General features: G+C 38.9%; 12 protein-coding genes and 1 pseudogene. 3 read left to right on the top strand and 10 right to left on the bottom strand.

Annotation, left to right across the window (positions count from 1 at the left end; genetic code table 11):
• Positions 1-17: 17 nt before the first annotated feature.
• The 7 genes from A3Q33_RS00915 to A3Q33_RS00945 form a co-directional block, all read right to left on the bottom strand.
• Positions 18-455: an acyl-CoA thioesterase gene (locus A3Q33_RS00915; RefSeq protein ID WP_081178050.1), complete on the bottom strand. Its 438-nt coding sequence runs from the start codon at positions 453-455 to the stop codon at positions 18-20.
• An 85-nt stretch (positions 456-540) separates the two neighbouring features.
• Positions 541-939, bottom strand: a complete 399-nt coding sequence (locus A3Q33_RS00920; RefSeq protein ID WP_081178052.1) for a PaaI family thioesterase — start codon at positions 937-939, stop codon at positions 541-543.
• 9 nt (positions 940-948) lie between these two features.
• Positions 949-1,683 carry an enoyl-CoA hydratase-related protein gene (locus A3Q33_RS00925; protein WP_081178054.1) on the bottom strand — a complete coding sequence of 245 codons (735 nt, stop codon included), beginning with the start codon at positions 1,681-1,683 and terminating at the stop codon, positions 949-951.
• Between the two features lie 10 nt (positions 1,684-1,693).
• A complete protein-coding gene (locus tag A3Q33_RS00930) occupies positions 1,694-2,671 on the bottom strand; it encodes an NAD(P)H-dependent flavin oxidoreductase (protein WP_081178056.1) in 978 nt (325 codons plus the stop codon).
• An 81-nt stretch (positions 2,672-2,752) separates the two neighbouring features.
• Entirely contained in the window at positions 2,753-4,852 is a 2,100-nt protein-coding gene (locus A3Q33_RS00935; RefSeq protein ID WP_081178058.1) for a 3-hydroxyacyl-CoA dehydrogenase NAD-binding domain-containing protein, read from the bottom strand.
• 26 nt (positions 4,853-4,878) lie between these two features.
• Positions 4,879-6,078, bottom strand: a complete 1,200-nt coding sequence (locus A3Q33_RS00940) for a 3-oxoadipyl-CoA thiolase (RefSeq protein WP_081178060.1) — start codon at positions 6,076-6,078, stop codon at positions 4,879-4,881.
• Positions 6,079-6,138: 60 nt separating this feature from the next.
• Positions 6,139-7,992: an acyl-CoA synthetase gene (locus tag A3Q33_RS00945; RefSeq protein ID WP_081178062.1), complete on the bottom strand. Its 1,854-nt coding sequence runs from the start codon at positions 7,990-7,992 to the stop codon at positions 6,139-6,141.
• A gap of 618 nt (positions 7,993-8,610) precedes the next feature.
• Here A3Q33_RS00945 and A3Q33_RS00950 point away from each other — a divergent pair.
• Positions 8,611-9,906: a hypothetical protein gene (locus tag A3Q33_RS00950; protein WP_231295751.1), complete on the top strand. Its 1,296-nt coding sequence runs from the start codon at positions 8,611-8,613 to the stop codon at positions 9,904-9,906.
• Between the two features lie 349 nt (positions 9,907-10,255).
• On the top strand, positions 10,256-11,251 hold the full coding sequence (locus tag A3Q33_RS00955) for a catalase family peroxidase (protein ID WP_081178066.1): 996 nt from the start codon (positions 10,256-10,258) through the stop codon (positions 11,249-11,251).
• Positions 11,252-11,442: 191 nt separating this feature from the next.
• Here A3Q33_RS00955 and A3Q33_RS00960 read toward each other — a convergent pair whose 3' ends face one another.
• The 3 genes and pseudogenes from A3Q33_RS00960 to A3Q33_RS00970 form a co-directional block, all read right to left on the bottom strand.
• Complete coding sequence (locus tag A3Q33_RS00960) at positions 11,443-12,045, bottom strand: flavin reductase family protein (RefSeq protein ID WP_081178068.1); 603 nt, start codon at positions 12,043-12,045, stop codon at positions 11,443-11,445.
• A 138-nt stretch (positions 12,046-12,183) separates the two neighbouring features.
• Positions 12,184-12,746: pseudogene (locus A3Q33_RS00965) on the bottom strand (YbhB/YbcL family Raf kinase inhibitor-like protein).
• 218 nt (positions 12,747-12,964) lie between these two features.
• Positions 12,965-15,778 carry a TonB-dependent receptor domain-containing protein gene (locus tag A3Q33_RS00970; protein WP_081178070.1) on the bottom strand — a complete coding sequence of 938 codons (2,814 nt, stop codon included), beginning with the start codon at positions 15,776-15,778 and terminating at the stop codon, positions 12,965-12,967.
• 396 nt (positions 15,779-16,174) lie between these two features.
• On the opposite strand from A3Q33_RS00970, the gene A3Q33_RS00975 reads away from it, so the two are divergent.
• Complete coding sequence (locus A3Q33_RS00975) at positions 16,175-17,326, top strand: acyl-CoA dehydrogenase family protein (RefSeq protein WP_081178072.1); 1,152 nt, start codon at positions 16,175-16,177, stop codon at positions 17,324-17,326.
• The last annotated feature ends 24 nt before the right edge of the window (positions 17,327-17,350 follow it).

The following is a 17,350-nucleotide window of genomic DNA, read 5'->3' on the forward strand; positions in this document are numbered from 1 at the left end:
TGCTGCATGCTTTCAATTTATTCAAATTGACGGTTTAATTCTTTTTCTAACAAAGATAATGCCGCGGTTGGCAGCTTAATCTTGCTTTGCATTTCATGGCTATATGAAACAATAATGCTTTCACTTTTAGCGGCAATTTTTTGATGTGTTTCGCTAAAGATAACTTGGCTTAAAGTGAGCCTATCGCTACTTATTTTCTCAACTTTGGTGGCAATAATCAGATTATCGGGATAGGTCACCGGAAATTTAAACTTGCAATCGATATAGGCAACGACAAATCCTAACTTATCGCCCCCAAGGGCAGCTCTGATATTACTGTCAGTGAAAAATTGCACTCGACCTTCTTCACAGTAACGAAAGTAATTGCTGTTATTCACATGTCCTAACATATCAATATCTCCCCACCTTACAGGGTGTTTTAATTGATAAGGATAGTGATGTAATTGATCTTTCAAAATATTCTCCACTTCTAAGACTATAAGCTAACTGCGTGACGGTACCTAAACCACTCCAAACCACTTGATTTTTCTTAGTGTTAAGTTACTCTTTTCTATACCGAAAAACGCCTTGACCTGACGCAATAATATTATCAAAAGAGTCGTATACATCGGCAGCGCCATAATAGATATTTCGGCCAGAAGCTGTAACTCTACCAATAGCATAAATTTTGTTTGATTGAGCTTGGCCTAAATAGTTTATATTTAACGATAAAGTTAACGCTTTTCTATAGTTAAGAGGATCGTCACTGTAGGCACCAGTCAGTGCAGTTGCTGCATCTAATAAAGCTGAAATAAACCCTCCATGTGGGATGCCTGAACGATTTAAATGCTCAGGTTTAAGCTCAGCACTCATTTTAATATGATTTTCTCGCCATTCTTCAATCACAAAGCCCAAATGATCATTAAATGGCGGCATTTCTTTATTTGCCCAAGGTTTCATTTTAGCCCCTTATTTTCTGTTTCTTACTGCTTGAGATTCTTCACTTTGAAGTAACTGTGCAAAAATCACTAACTCCTTGTTAATAATATCGGTAAGTATTTTTTGCTGGGGTGCTTTAAGAAGTTTTTTAGTGGTACGTAAGGCATTTTGTGGTTTCAGCGCTAATGCTTTCGCTTTACTTAAAGCAAAGTCAAATACTTCGGTCTTGTCTATTTGCTGATTAACTATACCGATATTAATTGCCGTTTGGGTATTAAAAGCATCGCCTAACATTAATATTTCAGCCGCTTTTCGATGGCCGGCTAATTGAGGAATAAGCAAACTCGAACCGCCTTCGGGGCATACACCTAAATCGACGAAAGGCATTTTAAAATAAGTTTCTGATGCATACACAAAATCAAAATGTAGCAGCATGGTTGCGCCAATACCAACGGCAACACCCGATACGGCTCCAACTATCGGTTTAGGGTAATTATGTAGTTCATATAATAAAGTAGAAGCCGGCGAAGGTTTATTGACATCCCGATGATTAAAATCGTTTAAATCATTCCCTGCTGAAAACGCATCATCTGTACCGTGTATAAGTACGACATTAATACTGTCATCAGAAACACTATCTTTAAGTGCTTTAGCCATAGCCACATACATTAAGCTAGTTAAAGCATTTTTTTTCTCTGGACGATGAATACCTATGTGTAAAACACCACTATCTTTGTGTATTAATATATTTTCTTGAAATGTCATTTTGTTCTACCTATTGGTTGTTCAGTCGATTTAAACGAGATAGCGCTTGATCGTATTCTGTTTTGAAGCGTTCAACGATAGTAGACACCTTCGTGATCTCCCTAATACTGCCTAACCCTTGACCTGCACCCCAAATATCTTTCCAAGCTTTCGTTTTACTACCACCTGATGAGCCAAATTTCATTTTGTTTTTATCGCCCTCTTCCAAGTTATCAGGGTCTAAACCGGCATTAGAGATACTTGGCTTAAGATAATTCCCATGAACACCGGTAAATAGTGAGCTATAAACAATATCTTTCGCGCTATGTTCAACCAACATGTTTTTATATTCTGGTTCCGCATTAGCTTCTTCAGTGGCAATAAAGCACGTGCCTATATAGGCAAAGTCAGCACCTAAAGCTTGTGCTGATAGTATTGACGCGCCATTAGCAATCGAGCCAGACAACGCAATAGGCCCATCAAAAAATTGCTTAATTTCACTCACTAAAGCAAAAGGACTCAAGGTCCCAGCATGTCCACCTGCGCCAGCGCACACTAAAACTAAACCATCTACACCTGCTTCTATGGCTTTTTCGGCGTGACGAACATTGATAATATCGTGAAAAATAATGCCACCATAGGCATGAATACGCTCAACTAACTTAGGATCTAACGCACGTAAACTGGTGATAATGATCGGCACTTTATATTCAATACAAGTATCTACATCATCCTCTAATCGGTCATTACTCTTGTGAACAATTAAATTAACCGCATAGGGCGCAACAATAGCGTTCGGATTAGCTTCCTGATACTGCGCTAATTCAGTTTTAATGGTGGTCAACCATTCAGCAAGTAATGACTGTGGACGCGCATTAAGGGCAGGAAAAGAGCCAACAATACCGGCTTTACACTCTGCGATAACTAACTCTGGTCCCGATATGATGAACATGGGGGCACTGATGACAGGTAAAGATAATTTATTTTGTAAGGTTTTCGGAATTGACATTTTTATCCCCTAGAACATATTTGCTGTGATAAAAAATTAGCGATACCAAAAAAGGTATCGCTAATTTTGTCACTCTTTTAGCTATTGGCTGTTTGCCCATTGAGTTAAGGTCTTACCTTCCGCAACAAGTTGTTTTAATAATGCAGCAGGTTGCCAAAACTCTTCACCGTAAGTTTCGCCGAATTCACATATAGTTTGATAGATTTTTTCTAAACCTATGCTCTCAGCATAAAACATTGGGCCACCTCGATAAGCTGGAAATCCATAACCGAAGGCGTAAACCACATCAATATCACTTGGGCGTTGTGCAATACCTTCTTCAAGTATTTTGAAGCCCTCGTTGATCAAAGCAAAAGTTAAACGTTGTAAAATAGTTTCATCATCAATTGCTTTACGCACAACCCCTCTTTGCTTGGCTTGTGCTTCAATAACCTCAAGTACTAGCGGGTCTGACATACGCTGTCTTGTGTCGGGATCATATTGGTAATAGCCTGCACCGGTTTTTTGACCTAAACGGCCCATGTCATATAAAGCATCAGCAATGCAGTAGGTTCTAACATCCCCCTTTTCTTCATCAGTTAAACCCTCACGCGCTTTATAGCCAATGTCTATCCCAGCTAAATCACCAACAGCGAGCGGTCCCATTGCCATACCAAAGTTTTGCATTACGGTGTCTATACCTTGAGGTGTTGAGCCTTCAAGTAAACATAATTGGGCTTCACGCGCATATTGACGCAACATACGGTTACCAATAAAGCCATAACAAACGCGAGACAGTGCCGGCACTTTTTTAATGGTTTTAGCAATCGCCATCGATGTCGCTAGCACTTGATCAGAGGTTTTTTCACCACGTACAATTTCAAGTAATTTCATTACATTAGCAGGACTAAAGAAATGCAGACCAATAACATCTTGTGGACGAGAAGTTGACTCTGCGATTAAATTAACGTCTTGATAAGAAGTGTTACTGGCTAAAATAGCACCGGGTTTACACACGTTATCAAGCTTAGCGAATACTTGCTTTTTGATGTCTAGGTTTTCAAAAACGGCTTCAATCACCAAATCCATATCAGCTAAGTCGTTATAATCTGTGGTGCCTGTGATCAGCTCTTGGCGTTGTACGGCGAGCTCAGCAGTCAATTTACCTTTTTTAACTGTCATCGCGTAATTTTTAGCGATAATATCTTTACCACGCTGCAATGCTACATCGTTAATTTCCAGTAAAGTCACAGGGATACCCGCATTAACAAAATTCATTGCAATACCTCCTCCCATGGTACCGCCACCAATAATGCCCACGTGTTTAATATCTTTTAGCTGAGTATCTTTTGGTAAATCTTTAATTTTTGAGGACATTCTTTCGGCAAAAAACATATGACGTAATGCCGCAGACTGCGATGAGTTCATACACTCTATAAATAAACGCCTTTCAACTTTAAGACCTTCATCAAAAGGTTTATTCATAGCCGCTTCAATACATTCAACAATACGTTGAGGCCCTTCTTGATGCCGATATCGCTGACTTAATTTCGCTCTACAATCAGCAAAAAAATTATCTAATACACTTTCCTTATCAACCTCTATATCTCTTACTCTTCTAACTACAGCCCCTTGTTCAACAACTTCTTGGGCAAACTTAATCGCTGAAGTCAGTAAATCGCCTTCAACTACTTTATCAATTAAGCCGATACTCAGGGCTTTATCTGCCGAAATTGGTACACCGGTAGTAATTAAGTCCATTGCGGCTTTAACACCGACCAACCTAGGTGCTCTTTGTGTTCCACCAGCGCCAGGCAACAAACCTAATTTAACTTCAGGTAAACCAACATTCGCCGTGGCCAATGCACAACGATAGTGACAAGCCATGGCTGTTTCTAAACCACCACCAAGTGCTGTGCCATGAATGGCAGCAATAATAGGCTTAGTAAATGCTTCTACAACATTAAGCAGCTCAGGTAACGATGGCAACATAGGCGGTTTACCGAACTCTGAAATGTCTGCCCCTGCGATAAAAGTACGCCCTTCACACATCAAAACTAATGCTAATGATTCATCATCTTTTGCTTGCGCTAATACCGATTGAATTCCTAACCTTAAGGCATGAGAAAGCGCGTTAACTGGCGGGTTATTTAAACGAATAACACCAATATTACCTTCTAATTGATAACTAACAACTGACATAAACTTAATTCCTTACTTTTAGAAAGTTAAACACGCTCAATAACGACAGCGATACCTTGACCAATACCAATACACATGGTCGCTAATGCGTATCGACCACCCGTTTTTTCTAATTGGCGTAATGCCGTTAGCATAATTCGCGTACCGCTTGCCCCCAAAGGATGTCCAATCGCAATCGCGCCACCATTTTGATTAACACGGGGGTCGTCAAAAGCGATACCTAGTTGTTTCATGCAGCCTAGCGCTTGTACAGCAAACGCTTCATTGAATTCTAAAACATCCATATCAGCTAATGTTAAACCGGCTCTTGCTAAGGCTTTTTGTGAAGCAGGAACTGGCCCTAAGCCCATAACACGTGGAGGTACGCCGGCGATCGCGCCCGCTATAATTCTACCCCGAGGTTTTATACCTGCTTTTTCACCCACTTCTTTACTACCAATAATCATGGCAGAAGCCCCGTCGTTAATGCCTGATGCATTGCCGGCGGTTACTACGCCATCAAATAATGGCCTTAATTTACCAAGCGCTTCTACCGTTGAAGCTGGGCGTGGATGCTCATCAGTTACAACAGAAATTTTCGGCAACTTACGGCCTTGTGACACTTCGACAGGAATAATTTCACCAACAAAGTACCCTGCTACTTTTGCTGCTTCATACTTAGCTTGTGAGCTGGCAGCAAATACATCGCAGTCTTCTCTACTAATATTTAAATCACTAGCAATGTTGTCAGCGGTTTCAGGCATCGAGTGACCGCCATAGGCATTAATAATTTCGGGGTTAGTAAAACGAGCCCCCATGGTGGTATCAAAAATTTCTTGCTGGCGAGCAAAGGCTGAAGTGGCTTTAGCTAAAACAAATGGCGCGCGGCTCATCGACTCAACACCACAAGCGATAAATAGCTCACCTTCATTGGCTTTTACACATCGAGCAGCATCTAACGCCGCCGACAAGCTTGAACCACATAAACGGTTAACAGTTAAACCACCGGTTTCAATCGGTAAACCAGCTAATAGCCCCGCAAAACGAGCCACATTGCGGCTGTCTTCGCCAGCTTGATTGGTACTGCCAGCAATAACATCTTCATAAAGGCTCAAATCAAACTCGCTGCGTTGCACTAAAGTTTTTATAAGGTGTGCGAGCATATCATCTGGTCGAACAGAGGATAAAATTCCGCCATGACGTCCAAAGGCAGTTCTTGCGGCATCGTATATATATGCATCTTTCATAATTTTTCCTTATAACTTTGTATTAAACTTTATGGTGTACTAACGGTTAAAATAGCTCACCTAATTAATGAAACGGGTGTAATTAACTAAGACAGGAAAGGCAATTAGTAATTTAGCGACTTTTTGTTTGTCTTGTAGGTTTGATAACTTAATATGAACAATCTGACCTTTTTCCGGATCAAATTCTGATGTGATTTGCGCGGTAATGTCATTTTTTTTCAACAAAGCATTAACGCTATATTCAGTGGCTTTGTTACGTAATATCGGTTTAAAAACTTTACCAACAGCCGTTAATGGAAAACCATCAAGTATTTCGACTCGCTTAGGAATTGCCGCTCTTTCGCTAATGTGTGCTTGGCAATGTAGTAATAATTCAGCTTCAGTCGTTTGTTGCTTATCTTTTAACACCACATAGGCAACAGGTATTTCACCTGAATGAGCATCAGGCTGTCCAATAGCTACTGACTGAATGACATTAGCATGGGCTAACAATGCATCTTCAATAATTTGTGGATCAATGTTATGACCACCACGAATAATTAAATCTTTTGCTCGACCCGTGAGCTGAATATGCCCTAATGCATTGATCACACCTAAATCACCGGTATTAAACCAATCACCTTCTACCCAGGCGCCATCATTATCATTTTCGTCTAAATAGCCTTGAAAAACATTAGGTCCTTTCACCAAAATAATGCCAGGTTCGTTAGATGCGCATGTGCGGCTAATTTTATTATCAATTAATTCAGCAGCAATCACCCGGCTATAAGGTATAGCATTTCCGACAGCAACTCCTGCAACATCGTAGCCAGGGAGAACCCTAGCAACTACACAAGAAGACTCTGTCATACCGTAGCCATTAGTCACATTACAATTAAATCGTTGTTGAAAAGATAATTTTAGTTCAAGCGGTAAAGGTGCTGAACCGCAAGCCGCATGTTCAAAGCATTTTAAGTCGATGTTTTCATCAGGTTGCTGTAACAAAACAGAAATAATTGTCGGTACGGTAGGAAACCAACATACTTGATATTTATTAACAAAATACCACCAGTTTTTCACTGTATTAGGATTTCTAAAACCTTCAGGGGTCATAATAACAACGGTGCGGCCCACAAAGAACATCGCTAAACTTGCGGCAATAACACCAAAGACATGAAATAATGGTAATGCATTTAAAACCGCAGATTTACCATGATAAGCATTAAATCCTGCATAAACTTGCACAACAAAACTGATATTATCATGAGATAGTTTTGCTATTTTAGGACGGCCAGTTGTACCACCAGTATGAAAATACATCGCAATATCATCACCTTTGGGCCGTAGACTTTGCGCCAGTTTCTCACTCGATTGAGTAGATATTCCTTGATTAAAATCAGTGACGGTTAAATTTTTATTACTGATTTCACCATGGTTATTGTCGAGTACTATAATATGTTCAAGTGTAGGTACGCGTGCAATAATTTCATGCACTTTATTTCCTAATTCCGTTCCTTCATCAAGTGAAACAGTAACTAATACCTTAGTTTTTACCTCATTTAGTATTTCTATTATGTGATCAACTTGCAGCAGATAGTTAATCGGATTGGCAATTCCAACCGCTTGTGCAGCCCACATACTAAGATGAGTTTCAGTCAAATTGGGCAGCAAAATAGAGACAACATCAGTTCGACCAACGCCAAAATTTTTATATAGATTTGCTGTTTGATTAAGTTTATTGGTTAAAGTGGCAAACGTTATTTGTTTCGCGACTTCATCTCGGTCCGCAGTAATATGTTCAGCTATTGCGATATCAGCCGGATATTCATCTGCAGCATGGCAAAAAACATCATAAGTTGTTTTACAATGATATCGGTCTTGGTAACTTATTTTTTCTAAATCAGCAAGTAACTCTAATTCTGTTGGTTTGGACATTAAGTGCTCACTCTAATACAATTTTATTTTTTTATTCTTACTACAAGACTAATGACGCAGTAAAACAGCTTACGCATTCTGCAATGCGGAACTAGATTTTGCAAGTGTTTTTAAAAAGCTATTCTATGTACTTTATAAAGTCATTAAACAATAACAGTTCAGTTTGAAAAATAAATAGCCGATAAACGCGAGAAACTTGATTGAATACATCCAATTGATAAAAATTAAAAACAGCTACATTGCAAAATTAAATTCCGCAAAGCGGTACTTGATGGTATTATTAAGCACCTGAAGCCAGTAAGTTTGATGCTGCATTTAGTAAACCATGGATGAATAAAATTAAATTTCTCCTTCAGCCCCAGCGTTACTTAAACAAAAACTCTCATCAAAGGGATAAAATGGCAAAGTCTAAAAACGAATGCTTTGTCATACTATTTTTAACATCAATCATTCATGTAAAAGAAAAATACTGATGAACAACACTAGTGACATTAAGCACAATAACAACATAAATCCCCCGCTTTTTGGCTGTCGCCTTTATGCCTAGTGATTATTTTTTTAGCGACCTTGATAACAGAATGGACTGGCTACCAGCCAACAGCACTTTTGGCTGTATTTGTGCTGATAATATTTATTATTGTTGAGTGGAAATCTCTAGACTTATCAACAAAAATAATCGCATTGGTTGCTATTGGCTTAACAATTTCATTGTTATTATTGTCTCAAATATCATTACACCAGTTGGGCATGTTAAGTCGCAGTGTCGTTTTTTTTGCATTCTTTTTAATTGCCCTTGGCCTATTAAAAGAAGCTGCCTTAAGTTCAAATTCAGTTAACCTCACCGGTCATGTGCTTTTACAGCAACACCCCGTCAGACGTTATGCTCTGCTTAGCTTTGCCAGCCATATTTTGGGCATATTAATGAGTATTGGTGCCATTAATTTATTAGGCACGATGATCCAGCGAAGTTTACTTGAAAATAAAGAGACCGTTGACACACGAATCAGCAGTGCAAGGCAGCGGCGTATGATGTTGGCAGTATTGCGAGGGTTTTGTAGCATACCTTTGTGGGCACCTACCTCTATCACCATTACGCTTTTAGTAACTACCATTCCTAATTTACAATGGATAGATATTATTCCCTATGGCTTATACCTCACCCTAGCGTTACTTTTATTTGGTATTTGGCTCGACCATGTTCAGGCGCCCAAACATCTTAGACATCTTGTACCAACAATTTCCAACAATTTATCCGACTTGAAAGTGAGTTACCCCATTATTATTGTTGTCTTCACCTTAGCAACAATATCTGGGCTACTCATACTCTCCACACCATTACGCCCAATTTCTGCCGTGTTAGTCAGTGCGCCGATTGTCAGCATTGCTTGGATATTTGCTCAGTATCGTCGTTCGTATAATAAATTAAGCGCCGTGCGATTAACCATAAAGCGATTTAGAACCGACATATTTTTTAGATTACCGTTACAACGCTCAGAAATCGTCTTCTTTGCAGGATCGGTTCTTATTGGACGTTTGTTATTAGCGGTGTTTGATCTTGACTGGTTTGCACAGCAATTAGCCGATTTGAATATCTCAGCTGCGCTGATATTAATTGCGGCTTCATGGCTAATTTATTTAGCAGCACTGTTATTTGTCAGTCCGATGATTTCGGTCACTTTGATGGCAGGCGCCTTGTCTCAATTACCCAGTGTCGAACATATGCCTGTTACCATAGCGCTAGTAATGATGATGACTTGGGCTGTAGTAGCGGGCAGTTCTCCGTCTACTACCTCTGTTCGTATTAGCGCTAGAATAACTGAAATTTCTCCCTTTGAAATGGGGGTAAAGTGGAATGGTTTATATAGCATAATAGTGCTATTGGCATTGGATGTTTTTCTTATGCTATTGGTGTAATTAGCAAAGCGGTTAAAGCCATTTGCTAACAGTTTACAGCGAAGTTTATAATGATAATTAAACATTCTTAATTCATCATAACTATCAGAAATTAAATATATTAAACACCCGTTAATCTAAAAAATGACCGAGATGGAAAATGACCTAGGTGCCAATGACTTATGTGAGAAGTGACTGAGGGAAATATGCAATAATTTTACGTATGCAAGGAAAGCGCAGTCAACTCGGTCTCTATCAGTAATCTATTCAATAGCTATTGTTGTTTTTGTTGATAACATTATGATCTTAGCATTAAATTTTTTCGTATTTTTAACTAACATGTAACATCTAATAATACTAAGGAACACCAATGAAACATAACCTCATCACCACAAGTATCAGTGCTTTTTTTATAATCGCAAGTGCTGCTGCCACTTCAAATGCAGTAGCAAGTGAAAAAGAAATTCAAGCAAATGATTTAGTTGAAATGTTCGAAAAGCTCGGTGGTAAGCATCCAGGCTATAGAAAGGCACATGCCAGGGGTTTGTGTGCATCAGGCACTTTTGTGCCAGCGCCTAATAAGCACTTCACAGGTTCAGCCCTGCTATCGAACGGTGAACTGCCAGTATCTATGCGATTTTCTGTCGGTGGCGCTAACCCAAATAGTGATGAAAAAGCCCCCGGCACTCGTGGTATGGGCATGCAAATTAAGTTACCTAATGGCACTTTTCATACTTTTACAGGCAACAACTTCCCTGTGTTTGCTGGCAAAAGCCCAGAAGTCTTCTATGGTTTTTTGTCTACGCTACTGCCTGACGAAAATGGTAAAGCTGATCCAGCAAAAACAATGGCATTTATTGAGAATAATCCAAGCGTTCAAGCTAACGTAATGTGGAATAAAACGGCTAAAACACCAGCCTCATTTGCCAACACTGAGTTTTTTGGCCTACACACATTTTACTTTGAACAACCGGATGGCCAGAAAACTAAATTTCGCTGGAATATTGAGCCAAGTTTAGGCGTGAATACACTGGAGAAAGCAGAGGTTGCTAATATGCCAACTGAGTTTTTAGCAGATACTTTTGCCCAACAACTTAAAGATAACAAGGTTCGTTTTACCATTATGGCAAGTTTAGGTGAAGCAATAGATAGTGATATTGACCCGTCACAACAATGGCCGAATGAACGCCCTAAAGTAGCGCTTGGCACAGTCACTGTTAACATGAGTGGCGGTGATGCATGTAAAAACACTAACTTTGATCCTAATATAATGTCAGCAGGCTTTACGCCAAGCGAAGATCCAGTATTAAGAATGCGCTCACCCGCTTATGCTATTTCTTTTGGCAAAAGATTAAGTAATCAATAAATAACAACAAAAAGAACAATTGTTCGATGCACTATATAATAGCGATATGTTTTCATTTTTTGTAAAGCATATCGCCATTTTAAGTATCTAAAAACAGCGAAGTAAAGCTCAAATTATGCATTACACTTTTCACTGTAATGAATTACCTTTGATGCTTTATTAGTTTTAAGACAAAAGAAAAACTAACAATATTAAGGGCGTTTAAGCTCTACATTGTTAGTCGTAAAGCTGAAATAATCACCGCCCATTTTCCCGACCGATTCAATTAATTTTTGATCTATATTACCGTCGTTGTACAAGTCATCTCGCACATAAACAAACTTTACATCCAAAAGAATAACCGTGCCTCCTGTCGCTAAGTCACTCACTGGGATTACTTCTCTTAAGCTGCACTCGTAACGAATTGGAGCATCTTTAACTGAACGAGGTTGCACTTTATAACTTGCGCAACTTTCAACGTCTGCGAAATCGAATTCACTTTCATCATTCGTCAGGCTTGCACTGGTTTGGTTCATTTTTTCTAATAAAGCGGAGTTAACAATATTGACGACACATTCCCCCGTTTCAATTAAATTTTGTAAGGTATCTTTATCAATGCCACTTCTGGGTGTTACTTGTGTATAAAGCAACACAGGAGGATTACAACTTGCCACCGTGAAAAATGAATAAGGTGCTAAATTATCAATATCATCGTGTGAACGGGTACTGATCCATGCGATGGGCCTAGGAGTTACCCCTCCATTTAAGAGGCGATATTTTTCTTGGTTTTCTAGTATTGAAACATCAAAAATCATCTATTTTCATCTCTTCGTGCTAAGTTTTTACTGCAAATACGCAAGTATCATTTACAGCTAAAGAGCTGCCCATAGATTGAATATGCGAAGTAAGTCTAAAACCTGCAAACTTATGTAGTCACACTTTAAATATTCAGGCTAATCGCGCTTGTACAAAGACTCAATCGTACTTGATTCTATCGTGTGTAGATTTATCATGTATCCAGCTAATGCGCCAGAAGCGTTCTTGGGTAATTCAATCTTTTCAACTGACAACGCATGAATGGTAAAACGATAGTGATGCAAACCATCACCTTTAGGGGGCAAGCGCCACTAAAAGCTGGGATACTGAAATCATTTTCTATTTGAGTACTTCCGATTGGTGTACTACTATTTTTATTACTTCCCGCGCCGGTTGGTATTTCCATCACGGTTATTGGTATGTTTATTACCTGCCAATGCCACCAACCACTGCCTGAATACGTATCGGGATCATAAGCTGTAATGGCAAAGCTTTTGGTGCCTTTAGGTGCGTCGGACCATTTAAGGTGTGGCGACAAGTCTCCTCCTGAACAATTATAGCCATTGAATTCATGTACCTTTGACATAAATTCACCCTGTTTAATATCCTGACTGGTTAATGTTAGCGGTGCTGAAAATACCGATACACAAACGCTTAGAGATAGAGATAAAACTAAAAGTAATTTAAGTTTACTAAACATATTAACCCTTATTTATTTTTATATAATTTGCTGAACAACGCCATAAAAGGCCTATTTTTCTTCTACACGTTTCTGTGTCCGGGGCATTTCGTACTTCCCGTACATAAAAAATCCGATGATTTTAGCCATCGGATTTTGAACTCATCAGTCAACAAAACCAGCATTAATACCTTGTCAGCATTAGCGTATGACTTAACTTTGTTTTCTCATTTTAATGATTATTCACCAAATTTATGCACAACACTTATTTTAAATGTACGACCTAAAGGATTATGTGTAAATGGGTCATAGTTTAAATCTAAACGAGCAAAAGGAGGCTCTTCATCCGTTAAATTACTTACCGTTAAATTAACCTTAGTTTGGTCTTCATTAAAGATATAGTTATAGCTTAAATCAAGCTGTACTTGGCTATCAATGACTTGACCTCGAGTGTTAGTAGTAAATAACGAATCTCGCTCATCTTTATAATCACTCACATAATAAGCAGATAAGCTAATATTGTGATTATCGAAATCGAAGCTATTGATCATGGTCGCTTTATACTTGGGTATTGGACGATTAGAGTTAGTATTATTTAGGAAACCAGCTGCGTCAAACGCTTCTGATAAATCATCACCAGCCACTTTATATTCGGCGGTATACGTTCCATTCATGTCCAAGGTCCAATAATCGGTAACATTTAAGCGTAATTGAACATCAATACCACTTGTTTTAACATCAGCGCCATTGATTATTTTAGTTTCAATACGTTCAACTGTATTTGCGTTACCTGGCTCTGTCCATTGCACTTGATCAACATAAGGTTGTTTACCGGCAACTGCTGCAGCTAATACTGCATTATAGTTTTCAACAATGATTGGGTCACTGAGATCAAATGACCAAAAATCAACGGTTGCGAACAAGCGATCACCCCAAAATTCACCAATTACACCAAAGTTTAGTGCAACAGCAGACTCAGGTGCTAAGGCATCATTACCTTGGGTATCAACCGCTTTAAAAGCGGCAGGAGCCCCAACATAAGAAAGCGTTGTATTACTACCTTCTAGTTGGTTAAGTGTTGGTCCTCTAAAGGTCGTACTGGCAGAGCCTCGTAATGAGAAGTTATCATTAATGGTATATTGCGCTGATACTTTTGGATCTAAAGTATCACCAACTTCTCCGCCATAATCTTCATAGCGTAAAGCAATTTGCATTTTTAAATCATCTGTTACGGGTAAGGCTAATTCACTAAATAAAGCATAAATACTTTGTGATGAATCTTGATTTAGCTCACCACTACGAAAATGAAAAACACCCGTTGGGTTTGCACAATCGGTTGCTCCAAGGACTGGACATGGGTTTATCGCTAAATTCCCAAGGTCATTAACTTCATTTGAAAAAGACTCATAACGATATTGAGCGCCAACAGCAAACTCAACAATACCACCATCTAATTCAATATCTAAGTCACCTGACAGTAAGCCATCAAGCACAAGTAATTCAGTTTCTTTTTGTGAAGTTCTTGTTCCAGAAACATAATCTAACACCTCTTGCGTGTTAGCTAGTTCAGCTTTATAGTTTGGATTAGTCGCGCCATTAGAAGCCGATGTTTCAATGCCGTTCGAGAATGGATTAAAATACAAACAGCCGTTTGCACCTGGCACACCCGCTTCCATATCACAATTATCGCCACCATAACCAAGTAAGGCATTTTTCAATGGTACGATTAAGGTATCGGGATTGCTGCGATAATCAAGTTTGGAATTTGAATAAGCAAAACCTGTTTCCCAGTTATAGCCATTATCAAATTTGCCTTCAAGGTCAGCTGCAATTCTATAAGTTTTATAATCTAAACCACCTTCACTTGACGGCCCTGTAACACCTACAGTTCGACCAATATAAGCAACACGGTTTAACGACGGATGAGGCGCACTAGCAAATTCTGGATTGCTTGCGACTAAGTCTTGCCATGCCGGATGATAGGTTGGTACATAGCGGTCTGAAAAATCAACTAATTTTTGTGGTGGATAAGACGGAGAGCCATAAGTGGTTGGTACTTCAGTTTCTGAATACAACACTTCAACATGTAGATTAACGTCATTTTTAAAATCATGATTTAATTCACTAAAAACTTTTAAGTGAGTATCACCATCATTTAACGCTGAGAATGGCGTATATTGAAATCGACATAAACCCGCTTTCGTTCCGCCTAATAATTCACAACCCGGGTCTAATAAATATTTAGGTTGTGCATTATCACCCAGCCAAGCCGCATTAAATATCGATGGTGGATTACCAATTGATGACCAGCCACCTTGTGGATTAGTGGCAAAATCTTGTACCGCCCAATCTTTATCCGCTGTGCTTATGGTATTGGTTTTATCATAGCTTACAGAAGTTACCCAGTGAGTATCATCATTGCCCAGCCCATAGATTAAACCTAAACCATAGTCGCCATCACTATCTTGCAAATTTTTATAGTCAGCTTTTATCTCTAAACCTTCAAAATCACCTCGGGTTGTAAAGTTAACGACACCTGCAATGGCATCAGAACCATATATCGCCGCTGCACCTTCTTTTAACATGTCTACACGTTTAACTGCCATTGATGGTATGTCTTGAGTGTTAACATAAAGCATTTGTTGGTCAACAATAGAGTAGGGATTGAATGTATGTCTTTTACCATTAATTAACACTAATGTTCGACCTGCCCCTAATCCTCTCAAGTTGATGTTGGAAGTACCTTCTGTGCCGTTAGAGCCGTATTGATTGGAGTTACCTTGAATACCAGAGCTAATTGACAATTTTTGTGTCATTTCAACAATTGATGGAGAACCTATTTTTTCTAAATCAGCTCTGCTAATGGTTTGTACAGGTGCTGAAGTTTCAAGTGCTGAGCCTTTTAAATGAGAACCAATAATTTGAATTTTTTCAATATCTTTTGCATTTGTATTTTTTACTTCTTCGGCATATAAAGTACTGCTGCCCATCAACCCAAGCACTGCACTAATGGCGATTGTTATGGCGTTTTGTTTTAATCTGGTATTTTTCATCTGCTTCCCCGTTATTCACTTTGTTTTATTATGGTTTTAATATTTTCAATTAACGGCTATTTGATAACTGCCCAATAACCTTTAATTATTCTGTAAACTGCGATAAATCTCCGCCAGTATTTTGGTTGTAAAGTAACAATAAATTCGCACACTAATAAATAAATCCAACTGATACTAGTTCTGCCTAGCGGAATATGCAAGTACTTTATTTAACCAATCGTTCCACTAATTGAGTTTTAACTAAACATCAACAAAGTTTATTTGGAGTAAAAAATAAATCTGCGTTTATTCTTTATTCAGTGAGTATCGAGGTATTAGTTATAATTACATCTTGATATTATATTAACCATGTGTTCCACTGTGCGGAATATAAAGATTTTATGTAGGTGGTTATTAATGATTCGAGATAAAGAAATGTTGGATCAATTTCTCAACAGTATTTCAAAATTTGTTAGAGAGCGTTTAGTCCCTGCGGAAAATGAAGTAGCTGAAAATGACGCTATACCCGATGATATTGTGCAAGAAATGAAAGCTATGGGCTTGTTTGGTATGACCATTCCTGAAGAGTATGATGGCTTAGGTCTGACTATGGAGGAAGAAGCGCTTGTCGCCATTGAGTTAGGTAGAACTTCACCGGCTTTTCGCTCGCTCATTGGGACTAACAATGGCATTGGCTCTGCAGCGATTGTATTCGACGGAACAGACGAACAAAAGCGAACCTACTTGCCTAAATATGCTACTGGTGAACTAATCGGATCTTTTTGCTTAACAGAGCCAGACGTTGGCTCTGACGCCTCGGCAGTAAAAACCACGGCAATAAAACATGGTGATGAGTATATTATTAATGGCACCAAGCGTTTTATAACGAATGCACCACGAGCGGGCACTTTTACCGTAATGGCTCGAACTGATTTATCAATTAAAGGGGCTAAGGGTATATCTGCCTTTATTGTAGATGCATCTACGCCGGGCATTACACTGGGTGCTAAAGATAAAAAAATGGGTCAGCAAGGCTCACATACCTGTGACGTTATTTTTGAAAATTGTCATGTCCCGGCCAAAAATATTATTGGTGGTGTCGAAGGAAAAGGCTTTATAACGTCAATGAAAGTATTAGACAGAGGCAGATTACATATTTCAGCCTTAAGTGTCGGCATTGCTGAACGTTTAATTGACGATGCATTAAGGTATGCAATAGACAGAAAGCAATTTGGAAAACCCATTTCCGAGCACCAAATGATTCAAGTGATGTTAGCAGACAGTAAAGCAGAAGCTTATGCCGCTAAATGTATGGTACTTGATGCCGCAAGACAAAAAGATTTAGGCAAAAAAATTAGCACTGAAGCCTCTTGCTGTAAGTTATTTGCCACAGAAATGGTTGGACGAGTAGCAGACAAAGCCGTTCAAATTCATGGTGGTGCAGGCTATATTTCAGAATACGCAGTAGAAAGGCTTTATCGTGACGTTAGATTATTTAGGTTATACGAAGGCACAACACAGATTCAACAAATGATTATTGCCAAAAACATGATCAGAGACATCCAATAAATTAAGACCAACGAAGGATTTGCA

It is taken from the genome of Colwellia sp. PAMC 21821, from assembly GCF_002077175.1.
Lineage (GTDB): Bacteria > Pseudomonadota > Gammaproteobacteria > Enterobacterales > Alteromonadaceae > Cognaticolwellia.

Excerpts from the sequence above, each read along its gene's own strand:
- A3Q33_RS00920 (WP_081178052.1), bottom strand. The coding sequence starts at position 939 with ATGAAACCTTGGGCAAATAAAGAAATGCCGCCATTTAATGATCATTTG.
- A3Q33_RS00925 (WP_081178054.1), bottom strand. The coding sequence starts at position 1,683 with ATGACATTTCAAGAAAATATATTAATACACAAAGATAGTGGTGTTTTA.
- A3Q33_RS00930 (WP_081178056.1), bottom strand. The coding sequence starts at position 2,671 with ATGTCAATTCCGAAAACCTTACAAAATAAATTATCTTTACCTGTCATC.
- A3Q33_RS00935 (WP_081178058.1), bottom strand. The coding sequence starts at position 4,852 with ATGTCAGTTGTTAGTTATCAATTAGAAGGTAATATTGGTGTTATTCGT.
- A3Q33_RS00940 (WP_081178060.1), bottom strand. The coding sequence starts at position 6,078 with ATGAAAGATGCATATATATACGATGCCGCAAGAACTGCCTTTGGACGT.
- A3Q33_RS00945 (WP_081178062.1), bottom strand. The coding sequence starts at position 7,992 with ATGTCCAAACCAACAGAATTAGAGTTACTTGCTGATTTAGAAAAAATA.
- A3Q33_RS00955 (WP_081178066.1), top strand. The coding sequence starts at position 10,256 with ATGAAACATAACCTCATCACCACAAGTATCAGTGCTTTTTTTATAATC.
- A3Q33_RS00960 (WP_081178068.1), bottom strand. The coding sequence starts at position 12,045 with ATGATTTTTGATGTTTCAATACTAGAAAACCAAGAAAAATATCGCCTC.
- A3Q33_RS00970 (WP_081178070.1), bottom strand. The coding sequence starts at position 15,778 with ATGAAAAATACCAGATTAAAACAAAACGCCATAACAATCGCCATTAGT.
- A3Q33_RS00975 (WP_081178072.1), top strand. The coding sequence starts at position 16,175 with ATGATTCGAGATAAAGAAATGTTGGATCAATTTCTCAACAGTATTTCA.